At 66.8% G+C, this 21,847-nt stretch carries 22 protein-coding genes and 1 pseudogene; 9 read left to right on the top strand and 14 right to left on the bottom strand.

Features of this window, described 5'->3' with window-relative positions; translation table 11 throughout:
- Positions 1-77 precede the first annotated feature (77 nt).
- Positions 78-791: an HNH endonuclease family protein gene (locus MRQ36_RS02270; protein ID WP_374249785.1), complete on the top strand. Its 714-nt coding sequence runs from the start codon at positions 78-80 to the stop codon at positions 789-791.
- Positions 792-1,056: 265 nt separating this feature from the next.
- Here MRQ36_RS02270 and MRQ36_RS34290 read toward each other — a convergent pair whose 3' ends face one another.
- From MRQ36_RS34290 to MRQ36_RS33755, 3 genes are all read right to left on the bottom strand, one after another.
- Positions 1,057-1,353 carry a transposase gene (locus tag MRQ36_RS34290; RefSeq protein WP_374251074.1) on the bottom strand — a complete coding sequence of 99 codons (297 nt, stop codon included), beginning with the start codon at positions 1,351-1,353 and terminating at the stop codon, positions 1,057-1,059.
- A gap of 76 nt (positions 1,354-1,429) precedes the next feature.
- Positions 1,430-1,669 carry a transposase gene (locus MRQ36_RS02260; protein ID WP_242792281.1) on the bottom strand — a complete coding sequence of 80 codons (240 nt, stop codon included), beginning with the start codon at positions 1,667-1,669 and terminating at the stop codon, positions 1,430-1,432.
- A 355-nt stretch (positions 1,670-2,024) separates the two neighbouring features.
- On the bottom strand, positions 2,025-2,219 hold the full coding sequence (locus MRQ36_RS33755) for a transposase (RefSeq protein WP_308194770.1): 195 nt from the start codon (positions 2,217-2,219) through the stop codon (positions 2,025-2,027).
- Positions 2,220-2,568: 349 nt separating this feature from the next.
- Here MRQ36_RS33755 and MRQ36_RS02255 point away from each other — a divergent pair, with 349 nt between their 5' ends.
- From MRQ36_RS02255 to MRQ36_RS02235, 5 genes are read left to right on the top strand one after another with little or no spacing between them, the layout of a single operon-like run.
- A complete protein-coding gene (locus MRQ36_RS02255) occupies positions 2,569-3,792 on the top strand; it encodes a cytochrome P450 (protein WP_242792279.1) in 1,224 nt (407 codons plus the stop codon).
- An 11-nt stretch (positions 3,793-3,803) separates the two neighbouring features.
- Entirely contained in the window at positions 3,804-5,153 is a 1,350-nt protein-coding gene (locus MRQ36_RS02250; protein ID WP_242792277.1) for a cytochrome P450, read from the top strand.
- On the top strand, positions 5,150-6,307 hold the full coding sequence (locus MRQ36_RS02245; protein ID WP_242792269.1) for a polyprenyl synthetase family protein: 1,158 nt from the start codon (positions 5,150-5,152) through the stop codon (positions 6,305-6,307). The genes MRQ36_RS02250 and MRQ36_RS02245 overlap by 4 nt, the downstream gene beginning before the upstream one ends.
- Positions 6,280-7,368 carry a terpene synthase family protein gene (locus MRQ36_RS02240; RefSeq protein ID WP_242792267.1) on the top strand — a complete coding sequence of 363 codons (1,089 nt, stop codon included), beginning with the start codon at positions 6,280-6,282 and terminating at the stop codon, positions 7,366-7,368. Before MRQ36_RS02245 ends, MRQ36_RS02240 begins: the two co-directional genes overlap by 28 nt.
- A 55-nt stretch (positions 7,369-7,423) precedes the next feature.
- Entirely contained in the window at positions 7,424-8,704 is a 1,281-nt protein-coding gene (locus MRQ36_RS02235; protein ID WP_242792265.1) for a cytochrome P450, read from the top strand.
- A gap of 305 nt (positions 8,705-9,009) precedes the next feature.
- On the opposite strand, the gene MRQ36_RS02230 is transcribed toward MRQ36_RS02235, so the two are convergent.
- A complete protein-coding gene (locus MRQ36_RS02230) occupies positions 9,010-10,095 on the bottom strand; it encodes an IS110 family transposase (RefSeq protein ID WP_242800791.1) in 1,086 nt (361 codons plus the stop codon).
- Between the two features lie 206 nt (positions 10,096-10,301).
- Positions 10,302-11,174: pseudogene (locus MRQ36_RS02225) on the bottom strand (IS5 family transposase).
- A gap of 468 nt (positions 11,175-11,642) precedes the next feature.
- On the opposite strand from MRQ36_RS02225, the gene MRQ36_RS02220 reads away from it, so the two are divergent.
- On the top strand, positions 11,643-12,530 hold the full coding sequence (locus MRQ36_RS02220) for an AraC family transcriptional regulator (RefSeq protein ID WP_242792255.1): 888 nt from the start codon (positions 11,643-11,645) through the stop codon (positions 12,528-12,530).
- A 55-nt stretch (positions 12,531-12,585) separates the two neighbouring features.
- Here the strand turns inward: MRQ36_RS02220 and MRQ36_RS02215 are convergent, their stop codons facing one another.
- Positions 12,586-14,091, bottom strand: a complete 1,506-nt coding sequence (locus MRQ36_RS02215; RefSeq protein ID WP_242792253.1) for an ISL3 family transposase — start codon at positions 14,089-14,091, stop codon at positions 12,586-12,588.
- 437 nt (positions 14,092-14,528) lie between these two features.
- On the bottom strand, positions 14,529-14,669 hold the full coding sequence (locus tag MRQ36_RS02210) for a hypothetical protein (RefSeq protein WP_242792251.1): 141 nt from the start codon (positions 14,667-14,669) through the stop codon (positions 14,529-14,531).
- Between the two features lie 263 nt (positions 14,670-14,932).
- Between MRQ36_RS02210 and MRQ36_RS02205 the strand changes: the two genes are divergently transcribed.
- Positions 14,933-15,301: a putative quinol monooxygenase gene (locus tag MRQ36_RS02205; protein ID WP_242792249.1), complete on the top strand. Its 369-nt coding sequence runs from the start codon at positions 14,933-14,935 to the stop codon at positions 15,299-15,301.
- 264 nt (positions 15,302-15,565) lie between these two features.
- Here the strand turns inward: MRQ36_RS02205 and MRQ36_RS02200 are convergent, their stop codons facing one another.
- Entirely contained in the window at positions 15,566-16,246 is a 681-nt protein-coding gene (locus MRQ36_RS02200) for a recombinase family protein (RefSeq protein ID WP_308194769.1), read from the bottom strand.
- A gap of 272 nt (positions 16,247-16,518) precedes the next feature.
- Here MRQ36_RS02200 and MRQ36_RS02195 point away from each other — a divergent pair, with 272 nt between their 5' ends.
- Positions 16,519-17,673: a ricin-type beta-trefoil lectin domain protein gene (locus MRQ36_RS02195; RefSeq protein ID WP_242792244.1), complete on the top strand. Its 1,155-nt coding sequence runs from the start codon at positions 16,519-16,521 to the stop codon at positions 17,671-17,673.
- Between the two features lie 191 nt (positions 17,674-17,864).
- Here MRQ36_RS02195 and MRQ36_RS02190 read toward each other — a convergent pair whose 3' ends face one another.
- From MRQ36_RS02190 to MRQ36_RS02165, 6 genes are all read right to left on the bottom strand, one after another.
- Complete coding sequence (locus MRQ36_RS02190; protein WP_242792242.1) at positions 17,865-18,047, bottom strand: hypothetical protein; 183 nt, start codon at positions 18,045-18,047, stop codon at positions 17,865-17,867.
- Complete coding sequence (locus tag MRQ36_RS02185) at positions 18,044-18,310, bottom strand: hypothetical protein (protein ID WP_242792241.1); 267 nt, start codon at positions 18,308-18,310, stop codon at positions 18,044-18,046. Before MRQ36_RS02185 ends, MRQ36_RS02190 begins: the two co-directional genes overlap by 4 nt.
- Before the next feature lie 540 nt (positions 18,311-18,850).
- On the bottom strand, positions 18,851-19,054 hold the full coding sequence (locus MRQ36_RS02180; RefSeq protein ID WP_242792233.1) for a hypothetical protein: 204 nt from the start codon (positions 19,052-19,054) through the stop codon (positions 18,851-18,853).
- 180 nt (positions 19,055-19,234) lie between these two features.
- Positions 19,235-19,426, bottom strand: a complete 192-nt coding sequence (locus MRQ36_RS02175) for a hypothetical protein (protein ID WP_242792231.1) — start codon at positions 19,424-19,426, stop codon at positions 19,235-19,237.
- A gap of 39 nt (positions 19,427-19,465) precedes the next feature.
- Positions 19,466-20,643, bottom strand: a protein-coding gene (locus tag MRQ36_RS02170; protein ID WP_242792229.1) for an IS3 family transposase whose coding sequence is annotated in 2 segments (ribosomal slippage) — positions 19,466-20,347 and positions 20,350-20,643 — 1,176 coding nt in all. Because the reading frame shifts where the segments join, the coding sequence is not laid out codon by codon here.
- A gap of 30 nt (positions 20,644-20,673) precedes the next feature.
- Positions 20,674-21,816 carry a transposase gene (locus MRQ36_RS02165; RefSeq protein ID WP_242792227.1) on the bottom strand — a complete coding sequence of 381 codons (1,143 nt, stop codon included), beginning with the start codon at positions 21,814-21,816 and terminating at the stop codon, positions 20,674-20,676.
- Positions 21,817-21,847: the final 31 nt, after the last annotated feature.

The following is a 21,847-nucleotide window of genomic DNA, read 5'->3' as shown; positions in this document are numbered from 1 at the left end:
GCCTGGAGCGCAGGAAATAGGTCTTCGCGGAATTGCCTCCACCTCTTCACAAGGACCACCTTCGATGGACATGATCGATGGAGACGGTCGCTGTCCACCCCGGTCGCCCAAGAGTCCCGTATGCGCAACACCCTGATGCCCCCCGATCCTCGCTGCGGCGCCGTGTCGCTGCGACTGCCGTCGCAGCGTTCACCGGCGCGTGCCTGGTGGCGGTGAACGCGCAGCCGGCGATGGCCACGCCTCCGGGAATCCCCTCCAAGGCGACGGCGCAGTCGCAGCTCAACGCGCTGACGGTGGCGGCGCAGGGCTCGACCAGCGGCTACTCCCGTGATCTGTTCCCGCACTGGATCACCATCAGCGGCACCTGCGACACCCGCGAGACCGTTCTCAAGCGCGACGGCACCTCCGTCGTCGCCGACAGCTCCTGCGCCGCCACCTCGGGCCGCTGGTACAGCCCCTACGACGGCGCCACCTGGTCCGCCGCCTCCGACGTCGACATCGACCACGTCGTACCCCTGGCCGAGGCATGGCGCTCCGGCGCCAACGCCTGGACCACCAGCCGCCGGCAGAGCTTCGCCAACGACCTCACCCACCCGCAGCTGATCGCCGTCACCGACAACGTCAACCAGGCCAAGGGCGACCAGGACCCCTCCACCTGGCAGCCGCCCCTGTTGTCTTACCGCTGTACCTACAGCAAAATGTGGATCACCGTGAAATACACCTGGGGCCTCACCCTGCAATCGTCAGAGAAGTCCGCCCTGCAGAGCAGGCTCAACACCTGCAGCTCCTGACGCGGTTCCGGCCGGCGGCGCCGCCCTTCTATGCGCATGTTTGAGCGGGGGTTGATCAGTTCCAGGTGAAGGCGCGGCGGGCGTGTCGGTGAGCCGGTTCACCGCGATCCGTTGGCCATGCCGGCGATGGCGGCCCAGCGGATGATGGCTCCGGAGACCTCGGGGTGGCGTTCGTAGTTACGGGCCAACCGACGGTAGGCGGCCCGGCCAGGCCAGAGTCCGCTCCACGATCCACCGGCGCGGTGGTACCGCGAAGCCTCGCTGATCAGCCGGCTTGCGCACGATCTGCAGGGTGGCGGTGAGGATGTCGCGGGCCCAGGCGACCGGCGAAGCCCTGGTCGGCAAAGACGTGCCGAATCGGGGTGGCCAGGTACGCGCGGAGCAGGGCGGTCGTGGCGCCATCGCGGTCCTGCCACGACGCAGCGAGCACCGCCACGGTGACCAGCAAGCCGGTGATGTCGGTGACGATGAACCGCTTCCTGCCGTTGACCTTCTTGCCGGCGTCGTAGCAGCGGCTGTCCGCGCCGACGGTGCCGGCGCCCTTGACCGACTGCGAGTCGATGATCCCGGCCGACGGCTGCGGCTCGCGACCCTGCTGAATGCGGGCTTTGACCTGCAGTGTGGCCGGGAATTCTCGGTCACCCCTGCGTCTCCCACCGGGTGACGTACCAGTACACCGTCTGCCACGGCGGCAGATCCGCCGGCAGGTACCGCCACGGACACCCGGAGCGGACCACGTACAGGATCGCGTAGACGATCTCCCGCCGCAGGTGCTCCTCACGCCGCCGGTCGGTGTTCGGCTCCGGCAGCAGCGCCTTGATCAGCGCCCACTGGGCATCGGTCAGATCCGAGGGGTAACCCCGACGAGGTGACGACACCTGGCCACCCTGCCTCCGGTGCGTGCCGGCGTCACGCCGCGGGATGATCGACCGCCAGCACGTGTAGGAGGTCGTTGCCGGCGGCGGTGCACGACACTGATGCGGCGGTGACTATGACGGCCACCAGCAACCCCAGGGCGTTGGTCGCGCTGTGCCGGTTACGGCCTTTGATCCTCTTGGCCGCGTCGATGTCTTGCTCGAGTTCCCTTACGTTGCATGAGATCTCGACCCTCTGCGCATAGAGCGCCGCAGCGCTCGGTGACCCGTCGCGGCCCTCTGCTTCTCGCAGCCGGTGACGCAGCAGATCGTGGATCTGCTGCGTCGTGCCATCCCGTTGCCTCTGGGCGTAGCAGTCCTAGACGGCCTTCGCGGGCGGGAAGTCGTGCGGGAGGTAATCCCAGGCGATTCCCGTGCGCGTGACGTAGAGGATCCCGTTCACGATCTCCCGCAGATCATGCACCGGTTGACTGATTCCGAGACCAGGCCACGCCGCCCGCCACTGCGCCTGGACCGGTTCGATCAACGCCCACCGCGCGCGGACAGGTCTCATCGATATGGGCGCCGCTCCATCTTCACGCCTGGCCCACGAGCCGGAACAACGGGCGAGGACCAGCGAACAAAGGAATCAGCCTGGCTGAATATCAGACGTACTCTAAGTCCGTCAAGCATATTATGAAGCACTGACGTCCAAAACCTCCTGGAACTTCACACGGACACGTGTCTGGACGCAGTCGTTCCATTTCGTCGAGGGTGGAGTGCGGACCGTCGGCGGGATGCCGTTCAGGTGAATGCCCAAGTAGTGGGGTCGAGTGTTGTGCGACGCCCTGCGCGCTCATCTTCCATCTTTCTTTCATTTCGATTGCCCGGCGGCCTCCTCATAGTCACGATGGCAAAGATGGATGACTGATTCTTTGTCATTGATTTCACCTGGGGGTCTTTTGTCGTTTGCCAGGACTATCGAAGACTTCACTGAGGATCCGTATTCGATGTACCGGGCGATGCAGTCCGAGGCGCCGTTGAGCAGAGTCGGGCCGAACGACTTCGTAGTGACCGACCCGCAGCTGATGCTCGAACTTTTCAAAGATCACAGCAGGTTCTCGAGCGCACGATGTCTGGAGGGGCAGGTTCCCATAGCGGGCGCGGCGCGGGAGGTTCTAGCGGACACGCTGTTCTTCGGCCGTGCGCTGATCAACGAGGCTCCGCCGGAGCACACGGCATTTCGACGAACGTTCGGCAGGCCGTTCACCTCGGCCGCGGTCGCGGATCTGGAACCCCGGATCCGCGAGCTGACTGCCGAGATGTGCGGTGACCTGTCCGGCCGGCATGGTTTCGACGTGTTCGGGGAGCTTGCTTTTCCGCTGCCCATCAAGGTTCTCTCCGAGGTCATCGGGATTCCGGATGAGGACCGGCAGCGGGTCAAGCAGTGGAACGACCAATGGATCGCGCTCCAGGTCCTGCAGATGCCGGAGAAGGACCAGGTGCGAGCGGCTTTATCGGTGCGCGCCTACGAGGACTACATGAGAGGCCTGATCGAGGAAATCACGTCCGCGCGTCGGGCGTGCTTGCTGCTCGACATGGTCGATGCCATCGACACGCCGTCCGCCGTGCACGATGTCAACGATGTCATCGTGGCGGCTCGGATGATGATCGGCGCTGGGCACGACGTGGCGTCCGGGCTGATCGGCAACGCGGTGGCGCTTCTCATCGAGACCGGGCGCTGGGAGGCCCTGGCACGGAATCCGGCCGCGATACCGGACTTCGTCGAGGAGACGTTGATGCTCGACCCCCCGTTGCAGAGTGCCCCGCGGCTGGTGGAGGAGAGCACTGAGCTGCACGGTATAACTGTGCCCGCCGGCGCCAGAGTGCACCTCGCCATCGGGGCCTACTCGGCGCTCGAGGGCAAGCGGGGCAACGGGCCCCACGCGAGCAGGCATATAGCGTTCGGGTACGGCGTCCACCACTGCGTCGGCGCTCACCTTGGGCGGGCGCAGGCTCGCATCGTGCTGGCGCACCTACTGGCGGCCATTCCCGCGACTCCCCGCTTCGACGAGGAGAGCCCGCCTATCCGAATGCCCGGTGGCTACGTCTTCCGCAGCTTCAGCTCGCTGCCCCTCCTGTGGTAAGGAGTCACACCGTGGCCGTCAAACCGCCATTGGTGCCGAATGCTAAGCCGATCGTCGGCCACGCACCGGGCATCTTCAAAGACCAGCTCGAGTTCTTCAGCGAGGCGGCACTGACCGCACCGCTGTCCCGCCTCAAGATCGGGTGGACGGACGCCTACCTGATCGCCAACCACGAACTGCTCTACCACGTGCTGGTCAACGACGCGAAAAAGTACGACAAGGGGGTCCAGTACGAGCGGGCGCGTGCGTTGCTGGGCAACGGTGTCCTCCTCGCAGAGGGCGACTTCCACTTCCGTCAGCGCAGGCTGATGCAGCCCATGTTCAACAAGCCGTCGATCGACGACTACATCGACGCCATGCACCAGTACAGCGTAGCCATGGTGGAGTCGTGGTCGGATTTCGGTGTCGTGCGCCTCTACCCGGAGTTTTACCGGCTGGCCACTAGGGTCGTGATCGACACGCTCTTCTCCACAACGATGAACGACGCCGACGTTGCTCTCGTCCAGAGCAGGATGCCCGTCGTCATCTCGGGCATGCAGAAGCGCGGTGCCCTGCCCACCAAGGTGTTCGACGCGCTGCCCACCGCGGAGAAACGGACCTTCTACACGGCGATCGGCGAGCTGCGGGCGCTGGGCGACAGACTCGTCGAAAGGCGACTCGCCGCGGATCGTGCGTCGAGTGACTGGGCGGACCTCATCGACGTGCTCGCCAACGTTGACGACGAGACCGCACGCCGGGACAACGACAGGGCACAGATCCTCAACGAATTTCTGACCTTCCTCACCGCGGGCTCGGAGACGACGCCGAGCGCCATGGCGTGGTGTTGCTACCTGCTGGCACGGCATCCGGACGTCCAGGAGCAGCTTCGCGAGAAGGTCACCGGGCTCGACGTGGTCGCGGAGGGCACCGCGCAGGCCCTCCACCGGGTGCCCCTGCTGCAGGCCGTCGTCAAGGAATCCTTGCGGCTGTATCCACCCGTGTGGTTCCTCGGCCGTCGAACGCTCGCGCCGACGACGCTCGGCGGGTACGCGCTGCCGACCGGGTCCCAGGTCTTCTACTCCGTCTACACGATCCAGCGCGACCCAGCGATCTACGACGATCCCGACGAGTTCAAGCCCGGCCGCTGGCTCGACGGCGGCAAGAAGTACCCGCGCACCGCCTTCCTGCCGTTCGGGGCAGGGGTGCGCAACTGCATCGGCGAGCACTTCGCGTGGATCGAGACGTCCATCACCCTGGTCAACGTCCTGCAGCGCTACCACCTGTCGCTGCTGCCAGGTCAGCAGGTGCGGCCGGCCACCATGGGTTCCCTCGTGCCCGCGGGCGACCTGCCGATGCGGCTCGAGAGCGTAGTGAAGCGATGACGGACGACGAGTCCGTCGCCGCCGAGCTCTCCCGGCGGGTTCGGGCGAACGTGGCCGAGTTGCTCGCCGAGTTCTCCGCGCTGGCTGGCAGCTGCGATCCCAACACCACTGATCTCGGCACCACAGACCAGATCTCGATGTTCAAGGAACGGCTGGCCGACTTCGTCACCAGATTCGGCAGCATGCGGCGGACTCGGGTGGCGGCCCACGTGCTGAACGGCTACCAGAGAGCCACGGATCCTGCGCTCACCAACCTCGCCCACGCCTGTTCCGCACTAGAGCTGTTCCACGCCGCGGCACTGGTCCACGACGACATCATCGACGAGAGCGACACCCGCAGGCACCACCCCACCCTGCACACTGGCTGGGGCGTAACCCTCGCGGAACAGCGCAACGGCGACCTGCCGTCCCGCCGGCCTGCCCGGCTCGGGCTCGCGGCCGGTCTGCTCGGCGGGGACGTGCTGCTGGTACTGTGCGCCCGTGCGATAGGCCGCGTCAACGAGCCCGTGCGCGAGCGCACGACCGAATTCTTCCAGGACGTGCAGCTGCGCACCGTGGTCGGTGAATTCCAGGACGTCCTGCTCGAACATCGCCGAGTGAACGCGGACCGCAGCGCGATCACCAGCATGGCGGTGAACAAGACCGCCTGGTACACCGTGATCGCGCCGATGACGCTGGCGACCCTGTGCGCCGAGGCAGACGACGAGGTGCTGCCGTTGCTCGACACGGTCGGATCGGCGTACGGGGAGGCCTTCCAACTCCTCGACGACCTCAACGGACTGCTCGCCGACTCCGCCACGACGGGGAAGAACCCGTTGGACGACATGAACACCGGCAAGGCGACACTCCTGCACCACCTCGTCCGCAGCCACGCCACCGCCGACGAGCTGGCGCTGCTGCGCCAGGTCTACGGGCACGGCCACTGCACCGAGTCAGACCTCACCTATTACCGCGGACTCGTGCGAGCGCACGGGGACCGGATCATCGGTGAACTGCAGACGTTGCTGGAGGGAGCACGCGTCAGGCTGCGCGAAGCCGGGTTCTCGGGCCGGACGATCGACCACATCGAGCACGAGCTCATTCCACACGACCGGCTTCCCGTTCTGTCCACTGAGAGGTTCCCGCCGTGGCAAAGAGTCTCAACCAGGCGCTGAGTGGCACCTATGTCCTGCTGCCGAGTCTCGGGCACTGCGTGCCCGCCGTTGAGAGGCAGGACAGCGCCAAGGTCGTCGAGGACAGCCAGCAGTGGTGCCGCCAAGGACTCGTCAACCTGCTGCCGCCGGCCGATCTGACGACCCTGCTCGCCGAGCGTGCATCACTATGGACGGTCTTCGTCCTGCCCACCGCTCCCTACGACTTCTTGGTCGCCGCAGCAAGGTATACCGAGTATTTGTCCATTCTAGACAACGCGCTAGTAGACAAGGAGCGCCTCGGCAGCGACGCGGTGTACGCAACGACGCTGAAGGCCGCCATCGACGTGGTGTTCGACGGTGGAGCACCTGGTGCCTCGGTCGATGAGGAGATGGCGACCTGGTTCAAGCCGCTGATCGAGTGCCTCTCCACGCTCCGCGGGTACCTGACCGACGAGGTGTGGGCGAGCCTGCACCGCGAGGTGTACCGGTTCTTCGTCGGCTGCGTGGAAGAGGTGCGGTATCGCAACTCCGCGACCGTGTACGACTTCGAAACGTACCTGCGCATGCGGCGCAACAGCGTCGGCATGGGCATGTACTTCGCTCTCGGAGAGGCCCTCGCACCGCCGATCTCCGAGGCGAGCGGTGCGGAGCACAAGCAGCGGCTCTTGGCGCACGCGCTGGACCACATCGCGCTGACGAACGACCTGTACTCGTTTCGGGCGGAGGCCGAGGCCGACGACGTCGTGAACGCCGTCGCCACGCTGATCCTCAGCGAGCGGCTCACCGTTCAGGAGGCGTTCGATCGCGTCGGGCTCGAGGTGCTGCGCAATGAGAACGCCTTCCGCAAGCAGTTGCACGACGCCGTCGCCGAGCTGGGAGCCGACCATCCGGTGAACGCTTACGGCGCGCTGCTCTGGCACATGATGTGCGGGAATGTCGAATGGTCGTACCGCACCACTCGCTACAACGGAGAAGGGCATGAGTGGGATGGCCGGTACCCGCAGGTTGTTCAGCTTCTACAGGGCAGCACGCGCTTTACCCGCAAGGCTTTCCGGGACCTCGTGGCGGAAGGACTGGTCTGACCGGACCGCCGGCTACCGCGTCCGCCTATACCGGGGCACGAGCTTGGTCCGGGAGGTGGTCAGGCTGGGTCGAGACCCGCTGACCTATGTCACCTCGCTCAACGACACGGCAGGCGTACACGTGTTCCGCGCGTTCGGTCAAGACCTCGTCCACCTCACGGATCCTGTGCTGGTCAAAGAGATGCTCGTCGACCGGCGTGGTGACTTCGAGAAGGGCGTGTTCTTCGACCGGGTGAGGCGCCTGGTGGGCAACGGGGTCGTGACCGCGAACGGGGCCGAGCACCGCAGGCAGCGGGTCTACCTCGACCGGTTCTTCAAGCGGGAGCACGTCATCGGCCTCGCCGGGCTGATGACCGAGGTGGTGCGCGAGGACGTGGTGGCCTGGGACGGCACAGTCGACCTCGACGCCGCACTGCACCGTGTGGCGTTCAAGATCCTGGGTGCCACCATGTTCGGCACCGAGCTCGATGCTGGAAAGTTCGACGGCATCCACGAGTGGCTGGCCGTCGTACTGGAGTCAGCCATGCTGCGCACCGTGGTTCCCGGCTGGTACCTCCGCGTGCCGACGAAGAAGAACCGGTTGCACGACACCGCGATGGACCGGCTGAGGTCGGCCATCGTCGCGGCCATGAATTCCCACCGGGGAGCGACCTCCGACCGGCTCGATCTCGTCTCGGTCATGCGGTCGGTCGACGGTCCCGACGGAAAACCGCTGAGCTCGGAGGAAATCGCGGACCAGATCGTCTCCGTGACGCTGGCCGGCGCGGAGACGGCCGCCACGGCGCTCGCCTGGCTAACGGTCGAGCTCGCCAGTGACCAGGCGCTCCAGGACGACCTGCGGGAGGAGCTGGCCGCTGCTCGAGCCCGCGGTGTCGAGTACGGGCCGGATCTCGCCGAAACACCCTTACTCAAACGGGTGCTCTCGGAGGTGCTGCGCAGCCGTCAGCCGATCTTCGCGATCTCCCGGCGCACGGTGCGCGACACCGTGCTCGGCGGCCTTACCCTGCCTGGCGGTACCGAGGTTCTGTACAGTCCGTGGGCCATGCACAGGGATCACGTCCACTTCCCGGTCGGTCCGTCGTTCGACCCGTGGTCCTCGGGGACGAGCGGCTGCCCGATCTCGCAGGAGACGGCGTTCATGCCGTTCGGCCTCGGTCCTCGGCACTGCGTGGGTGAGCGGTACGCCTGGCAGATGATGTGGATCGTGGTAGGGGAGGTACTGGCCGCCGTGCGGATCGAGTCGGCGCAGGCGCGCTACCGGAACGGACGTCCGCTTGCGACAGTCATTCCCGGGCCCGTCGACGCGATCGTCCGGCGGTTGCCGCCCTGCCTGTAGTGCCTCGATCAGCGCCCACTGGGCATCGGTCAGGTCCGAGGGGTAATCCCGACCCGAGTTCTACTCCCTCAGAGGTCGGTTCGAAGATCTTTGAGTTGATCTATGCTCTGCGTCCAGTTGAGGATCTTTCAGCGGGTTCGCGGTGGATAGCGATCCTTCGATGCCGCAGAACGTGAATCCCGGTCGTGACCTTCGGGCGGTGGTGCCGTTAGCCCCTGTTTCATAAGGCTCGGAGGTGCTGGTTGATGGCGGCGATGGTCAGGGTGGCTTCGTAGCGCACAGCGAGTTTGATGCCCCTATGGATGTCAAGCGGTCGATGTCTGGCTGGCGGGATGCGGGGTCTGAGCGATGAGGTCGAAGAGCTCGCGTGCGACGTAGCGTTTCAGGCAGCGGATCGCTTCGCGTCTGGTTTTGCCTTCGCTGACGCGTCGGTCGATGTAGGCGCGGGTGCGCAGGTCCCAGCGAAGTCGCGCGATGACGATCATGTAGAGGGCCGAATTGGCTTGGCGGTCGCCGCCGCGGTTGAGCCGGCGTCGTTGGGTTTTGCCCGAGGACATCTCGATGGGACTGACTCCGCAAAGGGCCGCGAAGGACGCTTCGCTGGTGAGCCGTTGCGGGTTGTCGCCCGCGGCCAGGAGCAGAGCTGCTGCGGTGTCGGGGCCGACGCCGTAACGCTGCAGCAGCTCGGGTGTGTGGGCGTTGATGGCCTCGGTGATCCGCTGGTTCAGATCGTCGACCTCGCTGGTGAGTTCGATGATCCGGCGAGCCAGCAGGCGCAGGGTGTAGGCAGCGGCTGCTGCGGGTGTGTCCGGCTGGCCCGGCTCCAGGTCGGCGCATCGGTGGATGAGCTTGGGGTTGCTGAGCCCGGTCATCGAGTCGCGCAGCGTCGGGTCGGCGCCGACGAGGACGGCTTTGAGCTGGTTGATCGCCTGCGCTCGCGATTTGGTGGCCGAGGCTTTGGCCAGCTTGAACAGCCGTATCCGCTCGACATGGCCGTCGCCTGCCTTGGCCAGGGCGGTTGCCCTGCCGGAAAGGACCGCTCGAGCTGCCGCTTCGGCGTCGATGGCGTCGGTCTTGCCGCGGCGGCGCCGGTGGGCCTTGTCCGGTTGGTTGACCTCGATGACGCCGATTCCCGCGGTCAGTAGATGGCGAGTCAGCGCCGCGCCGTAGGAATGCGTGCCTTCCACCCCGGCCCGCCGAAGCGGGCCGAGCGCGATGGCCCGGTCCACCATCGCCTGGTAGCCCTCGGCGGTGGTGGGGAAACTACAGCTGTCGAGCAGGACACCGTGGATGTTGACGGCCGCCGCGACGTGGACGTCCTTGTGCGTGTCGACGCCAAGGATCACCTCAACGGCGGTGTCATGCGGTTCGGCCACTGGCGGGTGCGACATGCTGGACACGGTTGTTCGGCTCCTGACGGCTCGGGAACGGATGGCCGTCGCCGGCCGGCAAGGGGCGGTCAGGACTGTGATGGCGCCTTGTTAGCGGCAAGGCCCCTATCGGGACACGTCCCGCCGGTCCGGCGGCAACAAGCACCACCCAGGACCCGAGCCGACAGATCAAACTCAAGGCACCGAAGGGCCGGTCGTAACGCGGGTCAGACCCGAGCACCGGGCGGCACCTGATCATCCTCACAGTCGTAGCGGGTGGCCATGGCGCGGTGTTGTTTGAGCTGGTTGATGCCGCACTCCACGGCGTGGCGTCGGCGGTAGGTCTCCGGGTTGAAAACGGGTGGCCGGCCGCCGCGGGAGCCTTTGGCTCGGCGGTGGGCGTCTTGGTCGGTCTTGCTCGGGATGCAGGCCTTGATTCCCCGTCGGCGCAGATAGGCACGGTTGGCCTTGGACGTGTAGGCCCGGTCCGCCAGAACCTGCTGCGGGCGAGTCCGGGGCCGGCCGGGACCGCAGCGGGTAACTCGGATGCGGTCGAGGACTGTGGTGAACTGCGGGCTGTCACCGCGATGCCCGGCCGTGACGACGGTGGCCAGAACCTTGCGGCCCTGTTCGCAGGCGAGGTGAGTCTTGGTGGTCCACCCGCCCCGCGAACGGCCCAGCGCATGATCAGCAGGCTCGGCAAGGATCCCGCCCGGTGGTTCTTTCTGCCGGTCGCCGTCACGACGGGCACCGGCGGCGTGTTGATGGGCGCGGCTGATCGTGGAGTCGACGCTGACGGTCCAGTCGATCCGCCCGGCCGCATCGGCGGCAGCTTGCAGCCCGGCCAGGATCCGGGCCTAGGTGCCATCACGCTGCCACCGGCGGAACCACCGATACAGCGTCTGCCACGGGGCGTAGTTCGCGGGCACGTCACGCCATGGCGCACCGGTACGTACCCGCCACCGTATGCCGTCGATGATCTGTCGCCTGGTCCACTTGCACGGCCTTCCCCACGACGACTCCGCAGGCAGCAACGGGCACAGGTGCTGCCACTGGATGTCGCTCAGGTCATGCCGCGCCGCCGCCGCTAGGCTGGCCACGAGGTCTCCGGTATTCAGGTTTGCTTGGTCGCTAACCCACTTACCGGAGACCTCTTCAGTTATCGATCACCGCCACGCCGTGACCTCACCCGGCCAACGCGACTTACGAAACGCGCCCTAGCCCGGCTGCGATCCATGCCTCCCCAACATCGCCGCCGTCAACCGACATCACGCCCGCGACGGCACCCGCCCCCTGGCCCTTCTCGGCATCACCTCACGACTTTGCCGGGGCCCTGCCGCGCCACCCCGCAACGACCACGCCCGGAGCAAGCCGATCACATAATCGGCGACACCGTCATGCCCCGAAACCACCCAATACAGAACTTTACGACCAAGCCCCGAACGAATCACGTCGGTGGATCGAGGCTAAAATACTGCTCGAAACGGACCTGCTCCCCGTCCTTGACGCGATGCCTGAAGATTAGGTCGACCTGCATCGTCACAAGGTGCGCGGGTAGAATAGGGATGGTGCAGAACGATCCCGTCATCGCCCGGTCCGCTTCGCAGGTCGGCTTGGACCGCCTGTCATCGTTGATCGATCGCCATGCGACCGGCTTCGGTACTCCGACGGTCGTCGACCACCAACTGCTGGTCAGTGTAAATGAGCAGGCGGCGGCAGAGGATCTCCGATATGTGCCGATGGTGTGCTTCGTCGCACGAGGCGCGAAGAGCCTGCTCGTCAATGACGAGACGCTGATGGTCAGCCGAGGTGAGATGTTCGTGGGGGTGATCGACGCTGCCGTTTCAGCGGCGTTCGAGGCTCCGTATCGCGCGGTGACCCTCATCCTCGATGAGCGCATCTTGGCTAACCTGATTGTGGAATTGAATGAAGATGGACGATCGGGACATCCGGTGGACCGAGTCTTCGCGACCGCGATCATGGACGAGCGATTACTGGATGCGGTGTCTCGTTGGGTGCAACTGAACGACGAACCGGCCCATGCCGCGACCTTGTCCCGGCGCGTTGAGGATGAGATTCTTTATCGCGTGCTGATCGGGCCGCTCGGCGGCTCGTTGACGAGAGCAATGGCCCCCGGCCACATAGCGACGGTGCGTTTAGCTACCGCTTATCTCGCCAAAAAGATCGCCCATAAAGTCTCCCTTGCTGAATTGGCGGCTGTTGCTCATTGCAGTCCGAGCGCATTGGCGAAACAGTTCCGACTAGCCACCGGCACAAGCCCGATGCGGTTCCACAAGCAGCTCAAACTGCAACGCGCCCGCCAACTATTGGCAACCGGTTCCTACACCGCTGCGTCCACCGCCTCCGCAGTAGGTTACGTCAGCGCCTCACAATTCAGCCGCGACTACCGGCAACGGTATGGTGTTCCACCGCTACAACACGCACGAGCGCTGTAGGGGCCTGTCCAAAATTTGGCTCTGTCTCACATTCGGTGGTGACGGAGGGTGCTGGTTAGCCGAGCAGGATTCGATGACGCAGGAGAGCGAAGCCCGCGCGTCCGTACATCTGTCGCTTGATCAGTTTGGTTTTGGTGTTGACGCCTTCGGTGCCGCCGTTGTGGAAGGGGTAGGCCAGGGCGGCGTTGACGGCGTCGCGGTCAAGGCCGAGGCCGCGGGTAAACGTGTGCAGGTGGGGCAGGTCCGTGGCCTTGACCTCGGCGATCCACGCGGTGAGACGGTCGTCGTTGCCGCCCGCGGGCGTGAGTAGCGCGGCGAACGAGCCGATAAAATTGACCAGCGCGGTCATCTGGGGACAGGCCGCGGTGAGAGCGTCAACGAACGTCCGCTGGTGTTCTTTGAGCTGGTCGGGGTCGGTGAGGAGGTAGCGGGTCAGACGCCTGGGCGACAGAGCCGGGCGGTCGGCTTCGACGCGGCCTTGGGTGATGTAGCGGTAGAGCAGGTTGAGGCTGCCGGTGTAGCCCAGTTCTCTGATCTCGGCCAGGAGTTGGGTGGCGCCGACGGCGGGGTCATGTTCCCGGCGGCGGCGCAGGTGCTCGCGGTAGGGGTCAACAAGGGTGGGCCGGTACTGCGGTGCGCGGACCAGGCGTTCGGGTTCACTGATCCGGGCGTAGCGTTTGACGGTGTTGAGGCCGAGGTTGAGCCGTCGGGCGCATTCCAGCAGGCCAACGCCCTTGTCGAGCAGGTCGTGGACCTGCTGCCACCGCTGGCGAGTGGTCAACGCTCGTCTGCCGTCCTGCGGCGGCGGGCCTGCTTTGCCCCAGCATGAGCTGTGCGCGGTGACCTCCTTGCGGACGGCTTCGGCGAGGTTGTGCCATAGGTGCCAGCGGTCCGCGACCTGCAACGCCTCGGGCAGGGCACGGCGAACGGCTTCGGCGTAGGCGCCGGAGGAGTCCCGGCACACCACCTCGACACCGGGATGATCGCGCAGCCACCTTTCCAGCGTTGCGGCCTTGCGGTCCGGCAGCACATCGATGCGCTCACGGGTGACCGCGTCGATCAGGACGGTGGCGTATCGCTGACGTCGCCGCAACGCGAAGTCGTCCACCCCAAGCACCCTGGGCACCAGCCGCTCGGGCAACGGCAGGCGCAGCAGCGCCCGCAGGGCGGTGTGCCGGGACACGACCACCGCCAGAGCCGACAACATCCGCGCGCCGGCACGGCCGGCCAACTGCCGCACCACCACACCGACCTGGGAAATCAGCCGGCAGGTGCGGCGCTGGTAGCGGTCCAGGACCCCGGGCAGTTGTTCCCGGAACGTTCGACGGCAGCCCCGCGTCGGGCACACCAGCCGACGTATGCGCACCCGGACCACCACCGGCCGGACATCGACCGGCACGTCCGCGACGGTCCGCTGGTGATACCCGTGCACCCGGCCCGTCACGGCCGCGCAACCCGGACAGGCCACCGGCCCCTCGGGAGTCCGAGCCCGTACCAGGATCCGTTCGCCCTCGTCCGTCACGTCGTCGATCACCAGCGGCAGCAGCCCCGAGAACACCATCTTCGTAAGATCATCGATCTTGCACACATGATCTCAACGACATCGACCACCTTCGGTCACCACCGAATGTGAGACAGAGCCCAAAATTTGGTTGATTCCTGAACTGGGCGCGTCTTATGCGGAGCTTCCCAAGCATGTTCGACTGATCGTGTTTAGGAAGTATTCGTGGCCGCACCGAAGAAGTGCCCCGACGAACTCCGGGCGCGTTCTGTGCGCTTGTATCGCGAGTCGGATGAAACGGAGATCACCTCGTCTCTAGCCTCGGTTGACGCGATACACACTGACACCCTGAAGGACGTGCCCCGATCTTCGATTGGACCGGGCTGTCCACGACCGGACCAGGGATGGGGATGGGCTTCAGAGCTGAGATCCCGTCAGGTAGCCAAGATCAGGAATCGGCAAGGACGCGTGGGCACACGACCCTTCAGCGGCACACCTCAATCTTCGCTGCTCTGCGCCCAGATCCCGATGATCGTTTGACTACAAGCTGCGGAACCCGGGAGCTGGGCCGCCGCGGCTCCGATGCCGCGGCCCGCGCCGCCGACGAATGCGACCTTTTCGTTGAGCAGATTTGTCATGCTTCGAGCCTGGGCCGGGCCGGTCCGGCTCATCCAGGTAGCGACGGTGCCTGGATGGTGCGCGCCCTCCCGGGGAGACTTGTCGCATGGACCGCCGAGGACTGGCCGACTTTCTGCGGTCGAGGCGCGAGAGGACAGGCGGTCGAGGCCGGCGGCCGGAGCGGATCGGGCAACGATGGGAGCATTCTACATCATGCCCATGGTAACCGGGCGACCTAGCCTTGACCTCGGACAAACACCACGTCAAAGAGAGGTGCATCGCCATGACCAAGCAGGTCGATCTGATCTTCCGGTATCGCGTCAAGGACGGCGAGCAGGAGCGTTTCGAGCAATATTTGGAGAAGGTGCTGCCCGTTACCGAGTCGCAGGAGCCTTATGTTCTCGAATACCACATCTTCTGCCAGGAGGACGGCACGTTCCTACAGCACGAGCGGTACGCGGACGAGGCGGCGATCTACCGTCACATGCAGGTGACGGCGGAAGGTCAGGCGGACTGGGCTGCGGCCACGGACCTGCTCGATCTGATGGCGGTCGGTGAGCTGAGTCAGGAATTCTGGGACGCGTTTGACAGCCCTGTCGTGAGCAAGTACCGCCGTTTCCGAGAAGCTTCCCGGCCGTACGTGGCGCCGTAGAGCGGCTTCTGTCACCTACACGGGGCGGCGCTAGTTGGGCCGTCGGTGGAGATGTCCCTTGCTCCTCGATGTTGAGCGGGCTGAGCTCATGTCTGCAGCACGGGTGTGCCAATCCTCGGGTTTCTGTGGGTGGGGTTAAGAGGCTGTAGCGGACAAAACGGCGGCGCGCACCGGGGGCCGGCTCGTTCAGAAGGTTGCTGAGACCGTTCTGGATGAGGGGCTCCCGCGTGCGCGCCGCTGCTGTCAGCAACCGCCTTCTGGGTTTCAAGGGAACGGCTGTGGAGGGGGTGCGTTTCGAGGGTGCCGCGATGGTGGTTTCGGTGCGGTTGACGTCGCGGATGCTGGTGGCTGAGGTTCCAGGCGGTGCAGACGGCGTCCCCAGGCGGCGTGGGCACGGTTCGGATGAGGGCCGGCGTCGACCAGCCGGTAGCCGTAGGGCGGCCGGCCGCCGAGATATCGACCCTGCAGTTCGGCTTGGGCGCGCATCGCCGCGGTCGTGCGGTGCCGGGCCCGGGACACCCCGCGTTGGGAGTGCACGCCCAGCAGGTCCAGCAACGCGAGTTGGCGAGGCTTGTCGAAGTCCACCGGCCTGTAGGTTTCCGGCAGCCACAACTGCACACCATGCCTGAGCAACGTGGAGGTCAACTGTTCGAGCCGCTGGCCGTGGAAGGCACGTTCATACTCGCCCATGACGATCGCGTCGAACCCACGTGCCGGGTCCGCCATGGCGGCGAGCAGCAGGGCCGCCTGCGGCCGGTCCGGCCAGGCGATCCGGCGGGAGACACCCTCGTCGAAGAATTCCGCCACGATGCGACCATGACCGGCGATCAGGTCTTCGGCGTAGTTGCGCTGCCACCGGCACGACGACGCTCGATCCTGATGATCGATGGTGGACATCCGGCCGTAGAACGCAAACCGCAGTCCCTCGTGACGCGCCGATCTCACGCTGACCGGACGCTCCCGATCCGGGTCACCTCCGGTTGAACCGGTTCCCCTCCCGCGCCGTCATAAGGCCGTGCGCCTGTCGCACCCGTCGGGGGACGCGGCGCGTCCCCGCCAGGCCGAGGGAGGGCTACATGGCTGTGAGGACCGGATCGTCACCGACCCGTGGGACGGGGGCCGCGGTGTCGGGCGCGGACCCTGCCGCATCCGAAGGCGTCGACCGGGGCACCCGCCCGGCACGCGGGGCGGGCGGAAGGGCAGCGCTCCTCGCCGTGGTGCTGCTCGCGCTCGGACTGATCGTGGGCGTGCCGGGCGGTACGGCGACCGCCGCCACCGGGGAACGGGTGACGTTTGTCAACGGCACCGCGGAGACGCTGTGGATCGGCGCGGGGGAGAGCGGGGACGGTTCCCGGCCGATCACCGGCCTGCCCGTCCTGCGTCCGGGCGAGCGGAGCACGATCGTCATCCCGGACGCCGGCGAGCCGGGCCACTGGCGCGGCCGGTTCTTCGCCCGCCAGCGCTGCGACGGCGACCCGAACGGCGGGTTCCGCTGCCTCGTGGGTGACTGCGGCGCCTTCGCCGACAGGTGCGAGCGGGGCGCGGAGCCGGTGAGCCTGGCCGAGTTCAACTTCGACCGGAACAATCCGGCCGCGCCCTGGTACAACGTCAGCTACGTCGACGCGGTGTCCACGACCATCACGATCGACGCGCCCGGCGCGCCTCGGCCGGAGAAGGCGGGCAGCTGCGCCCGGTGGGACTGCTCCGCGGGGCAGTTGCTCGCCGCCTGCCCGGCGGCGCACGCCGTACGCGACCCGGCCAGGGGCGACCGGGTGAACTGCGTCAACCCGAACCGGGACGCCCAGAGCGCCTACACCGCCGCGCTGCTCCCGTTCGGCCCGCGTGCCTACCTGTGGTCCACCCACGACCGGGTGGCCGGCAACGAGACCGTGTACAACTGCCCCGGCTGCGGCGAGGTCGTGGTGACGTTCCGCAGCGGCGGCGCCCCGCTGGTGCCACTGGCCAAGGCTACGATCTTCAAGTACGCCACCGGCTTCGCGCTGCGCGGGTACGCGGACAAGTGCGTCGACGTGCCGAACGGCGAGTCGGCCGACGGCGTGCGGTTGCAGCTCTGGCAGTGCAACGGCACCCCGGCCCAATGGTTCACCCGAGGGTCCGGTGACACCCTGAGGGTGCTGGACAAGTGCATGGACGTGGCATGGGCGTCCCGGGACAACGCGGCCAAGGTGCAGCTCGCCTGGTGCACCGGCGGGCCGGCGCAGGTCTGGGTGGCCGAGGGCGGGCTGCTGCGTAACCCGAACTCCGGCAAGTGCCTCGACGTACGCGACTGGAACTCCGACGACGGCGCGCCGTTGCAGATCTGGGAGTGCGCCGCGAGCCAGAGCAACCAGAACTGGCGCGAGGCTCGCTGACGGGTGGACGACGACGGGCCCGGGTGCGGTGCACCCGGGCCCGTCGGTTCGTGCGGACGGGTCAGCGGGTGCGCGCCGGCGCCTGCTGCTGCCTTGTGCCCGCCGCCGGGGCGGTGGTCGACTGCCGCCGGTTCTGCCCGCGCTCCAGGTCGAGGTTCTGCGACTGCTGCTAGATCGCGGTCCGCCGCTGGTCAACCGCCGCGGAGATCGTGGCCCCCGGCCGCGACGAACGCGCCGGTCGCGGTGAGCTGCGGAACACTGGCGGCGGTGCCGGCGATGCTCAGGCCCATGCCGCTGAGGTCGGTCGGCCGGTTGGGGTTGCGCGGGTTCACCTGGCTGCCCCGCCGGGGATCGACCGGCTCCGGCGTGGTCACCGCCCCCACCCGAATGGCCTTCTCCACGAGCCGGTCCGGTTCGGTGGCCACGAAGGTGGACCGGCGACGGAGTCCCGGGTCGAGCTCTGCCGGCCGGACCGCGCCGGTGCCGGCGGGGACATCCGCCGACCGTTGTTGAACGAGTCGGTGAACTGCGGCGGCACCGTGGACGACGACGCATACGTGTACGTCGACTGGCTGTACGGGTTGACCGGCAGACTGTAGTGCCGGTCCGTGGCCTCCAGCTCGTACTCGGTCTCCACGACGTTAAGGTCTGGGCGCGGTGCGACGGATCCAGCGGATCCGGCTCGTAGTCGTAGGGGATGTCGGACATGGTCACTCCTTCGAACGCTGGGTGTGACTGGGTCAGCCGGCGGGCGGCCTTCCGCCGCCGGCCCCGGCGTGCCGCCCTCCGTCCACGGACCGCGGTGTACCGACTACGCGCCGGCCCCGGTCCCGGTTCAGCGGTGGTCCCGGATTTCTCCGCAGGGCACCGGGTGGAAAAACCTTGAACCCGCGCTGAACTGAGAGGGCGGTCGCGTCATAGAGCGGCCGTCGACCGCTCCGTCCGCGCCCCGAGGCGCCGGGGGCGCGGTCGGCGACCGCGACGGCGAGCAGGTGGGGAGGCGGAACGGGCGATGAGCCAGCCGGTGATGCTGCGGCGACCGCGGGAGCGCGACGAGCGTCCGGCCGACACCCCCGACAGCCGACGGACGGGTTCGACGGCGACGTCGGAGGCGTTCAGAGTGGGTTTCCGGCGGGTGGTCCACCTGCGGCGGCCCGTTCCGGTCGGTCGAAACTCATCACCGCCAGGTGGACGCCGATTCCCGGATCCGCCTCGTCAGCTGCTGCAATAGACTGCCATTGTCGGTCAGCTGCAACCCAGCAGTCCGGACCTGCTCTACCAGTTGGGCGATCAGCTCCGCGTCGACTCCATCCGCCGGATGGCCCGACCCCTGCATCGCCGCCGTGGCGGAATCTGCGGCGACCATAGACATCTCAGACATCGGGCGCTGTTCCTCGATCAGGATTTACACCTTCGTCTTACCATCCCCCGTCCGGCGCTCCTCGCTTACTGCTGACCCGTGAAGATGGCTGGCTTGTGCGGCTCCTGCTGCCTTAACCACATCCAGCGAATCGACACCGAAGCTTCCGATCACCATCTGTGGCCCGAGTACTACCTCGAGCTAGACGACTTGCCAGTGGAGAGACAGCTTGGTGGCGGCCCGGTCGGCGGTTATCTGCATCATGCTTCCCAACATCGTCGCCCGGTCCGCGACCAGCGCCGTCCCGTCGGGCGCGTACGTGATCCGGTCGCTGGCTAGTGACGGGGCTCCCTCGTCCTCGTCTAGATACCGTGCCACGTAGGCGTTCAGCACCTCCGGCGGGTCTGCTGCACCGGCAGGTGACAGGTGTAGTCACGCGGCCTGACTGGCCGGTGGGTGCATGATGGTCTCGAATTCAACGGGGGTCAACCGGGACAGCGACCGCTGGCGTCGGCGACGGTGGTAGGTCCGTTCGATCCAGGTCACGATCGCGATCCGTAGTTGCTGGCGGGTGGCCCACGTTCGCCGGTTGAGGACGTTGTTCTGCAGGAGGGCAAAGAAGGACTCCATGGCGGCGTTGTCGCCGGCGGCGCCGACGCGACCCATGGAGCCGACCATCCGGTGACGGTCCAGAGCACGCCGCATCTTCCTGGACCGGAATTGCGACCCGCGGTCGGTGTGCAACACGCAACCGGCCAGGTCACCACGTCTGGCGGCGGCGTTGTCGAGTGCGGTGACGGCGAGGCGGGACTTCATCCGCGAGTCGATGGAGTAGCCGACGATCCGGTGGGACCAGATGTCCTTGATCGCGCAGAGGTAAAGCTTGCCCTCGCCGGTGTGGTGCTCGGTGATGTCGGCCAACCACAGCCGGTTCGGGCCGTCGGCGGTGAAGTCCCGCTGGACCAGATCGTCGTGCACCGGTGGGCCTACCTTGCCGCCCTTGCCCCGACGCTTCCTCTTACCTAAGGCGCTCCACCAGCCGTTACCCGAGCAGATCCGCCACGCCGTGCGGTCGGCCATCGGCTGCCCGGCGTCGCGGGCCTCGTCGACCAGGAACCGGTAACCGAACTCCGGATCATCACGGTGGGCGTCGAACAACGCGTTGGCCCGATACGCCGCCACCAGGTCGGCGCTGGTGACTGGTCGGGCCAGCCACCGGTAGTAGGGCTGGAGAGCGATGTTCAGTACCCGGCACGTCACCGCGACGGGGATCCCGTCGGCGGCCAACTCGCTCACGAGCGGGTAGAGCCTTTTCCCGGCAGGTTCGCCTGTGACAGGTAGGTGGTGGCCCGGCGCAGGACCTCATTCTCCTGTTCCAACAACCGGATCCGCTTGCGCGCTTCGCGCAGCTCGGCGGATTCACTGCTAGCCGTCCCGGACCTGGTCCCGGCGTCAACGTCGGACTGGCGCAGCCACTTGAACAACGTCATCGGGTGCACCCCGAAGTCCTTCGCGACCTGCTCGACGGTCACTCCCGCCTCGCGGTCACGAGCGACACGCACGACGTCATCACGAAACTCTCGGGGGGTAGGGCTTGGGCACAGCGACATTTTTCCAGCCCGCCCGCAGGGCAAGCCATCTCAGATGTCACCTATCGGTGCAGCAGACCCCATGTACTGGGCGTAGCGGCTGGCGATCGGATCTGACGGTGCTCTGAACCGGAGGATCTTCTTGACCTGTTCGGCTGTCCGCAGGGTGATCGGTAGGCGGCCGTCAAGCTGGGCCTGACTCCAGTTCATCGGGTCGGTCTTGGCGGGGCGGGCGTGCACGAAACTGCTCTTGCCCGAGGAACGGGTCACCGGCGCGGCACCGGCGAAAGCACGTAACGCGCGGGCGTCGGCGAAGCGACTGCGGTCGTCGCCGATTTCGGCCAGCAGCCGGGCGCCGAGCTGCACGCCGAGACCGGGGACGCTGGTGACGATCTTCGCGTCGGGGTGAGCCCTGAACACCTCGTCGACACGCTGCTCCAGCTGCTGCAGCGTCTGGCAGATCGCGTCGAGTTGCCGCACCAGTCCTTGAAGGTGCAGGCCCATGGCCTGCTCGACGGCTGCTGGTTGGCGCATCTGCTCGCCGCGGAGGATGCCGTGCAGCTTGTCCGCCTCGGCGGCGATGCCGCGTTGACGGCCAGCGCAGCGCAGCAACGCCGCGAGCTCGTGGGGAGCCAGCGCAGCTGCGGCCGCAGGCGTCGGCGCCGCGGCAAGAATCATCCGGGCGGCCGGCGAGTCGAGCCGGTGCCGTCCGCCGCGTTCGAACGCCGCCAGGGCGGCGGTAGAGAACATCCGCAGCAGCGTACGGATCCGGTTGGTGAGCGTGATCTGGTCCCATGCAGCATCCTGCTGCGCCCGGGTCACGACCCGCAGCGACTGCAGCAACTCACTGTCGGCGGGCAGTGGCCGATGCGCGGTCGCGTCGGTGCGCAGGATGTTCGCCAGCACCATCGCGTCGAACGCCTCCGACTTGCCGCATGAGGCCCGATACCGGTCCCAACAACGCGACACGGCAAGAGGATTGATCGCGAACGCCTGTCGACCCGCGGCTCGGAGACCAGCTAACAGCAGTCCCTGGCTCGTCTCGATCGCTACCGGCAGCCTCCCGCCGGTCGGATCATGCTCGCCTAGCAGCGCAAGGACCTGGTCAATAGGGCGAGATCGACACGACGAAGACCATCCTGGCCCGAATCTGGCCGGGGGCGCGTGGTGGCCGGGCCTCTTCGGCCCGGCCACCGGCTGTCGTCCTCCGCCAGCCGCCGTCCGA

Source organism: Micromonospora sp. R77, from assembly GCF_022747945.1.
Taxonomy (GTDB): Bacteria; Actinomycetota; Actinomycetes; order Mycobacteriales; family Micromonosporaceae; genus Micromonospora.
Note: the sequence above shows the minus strand (reverse complement) of the source record. Positions and strands in the feature narration are given on the sequence as shown.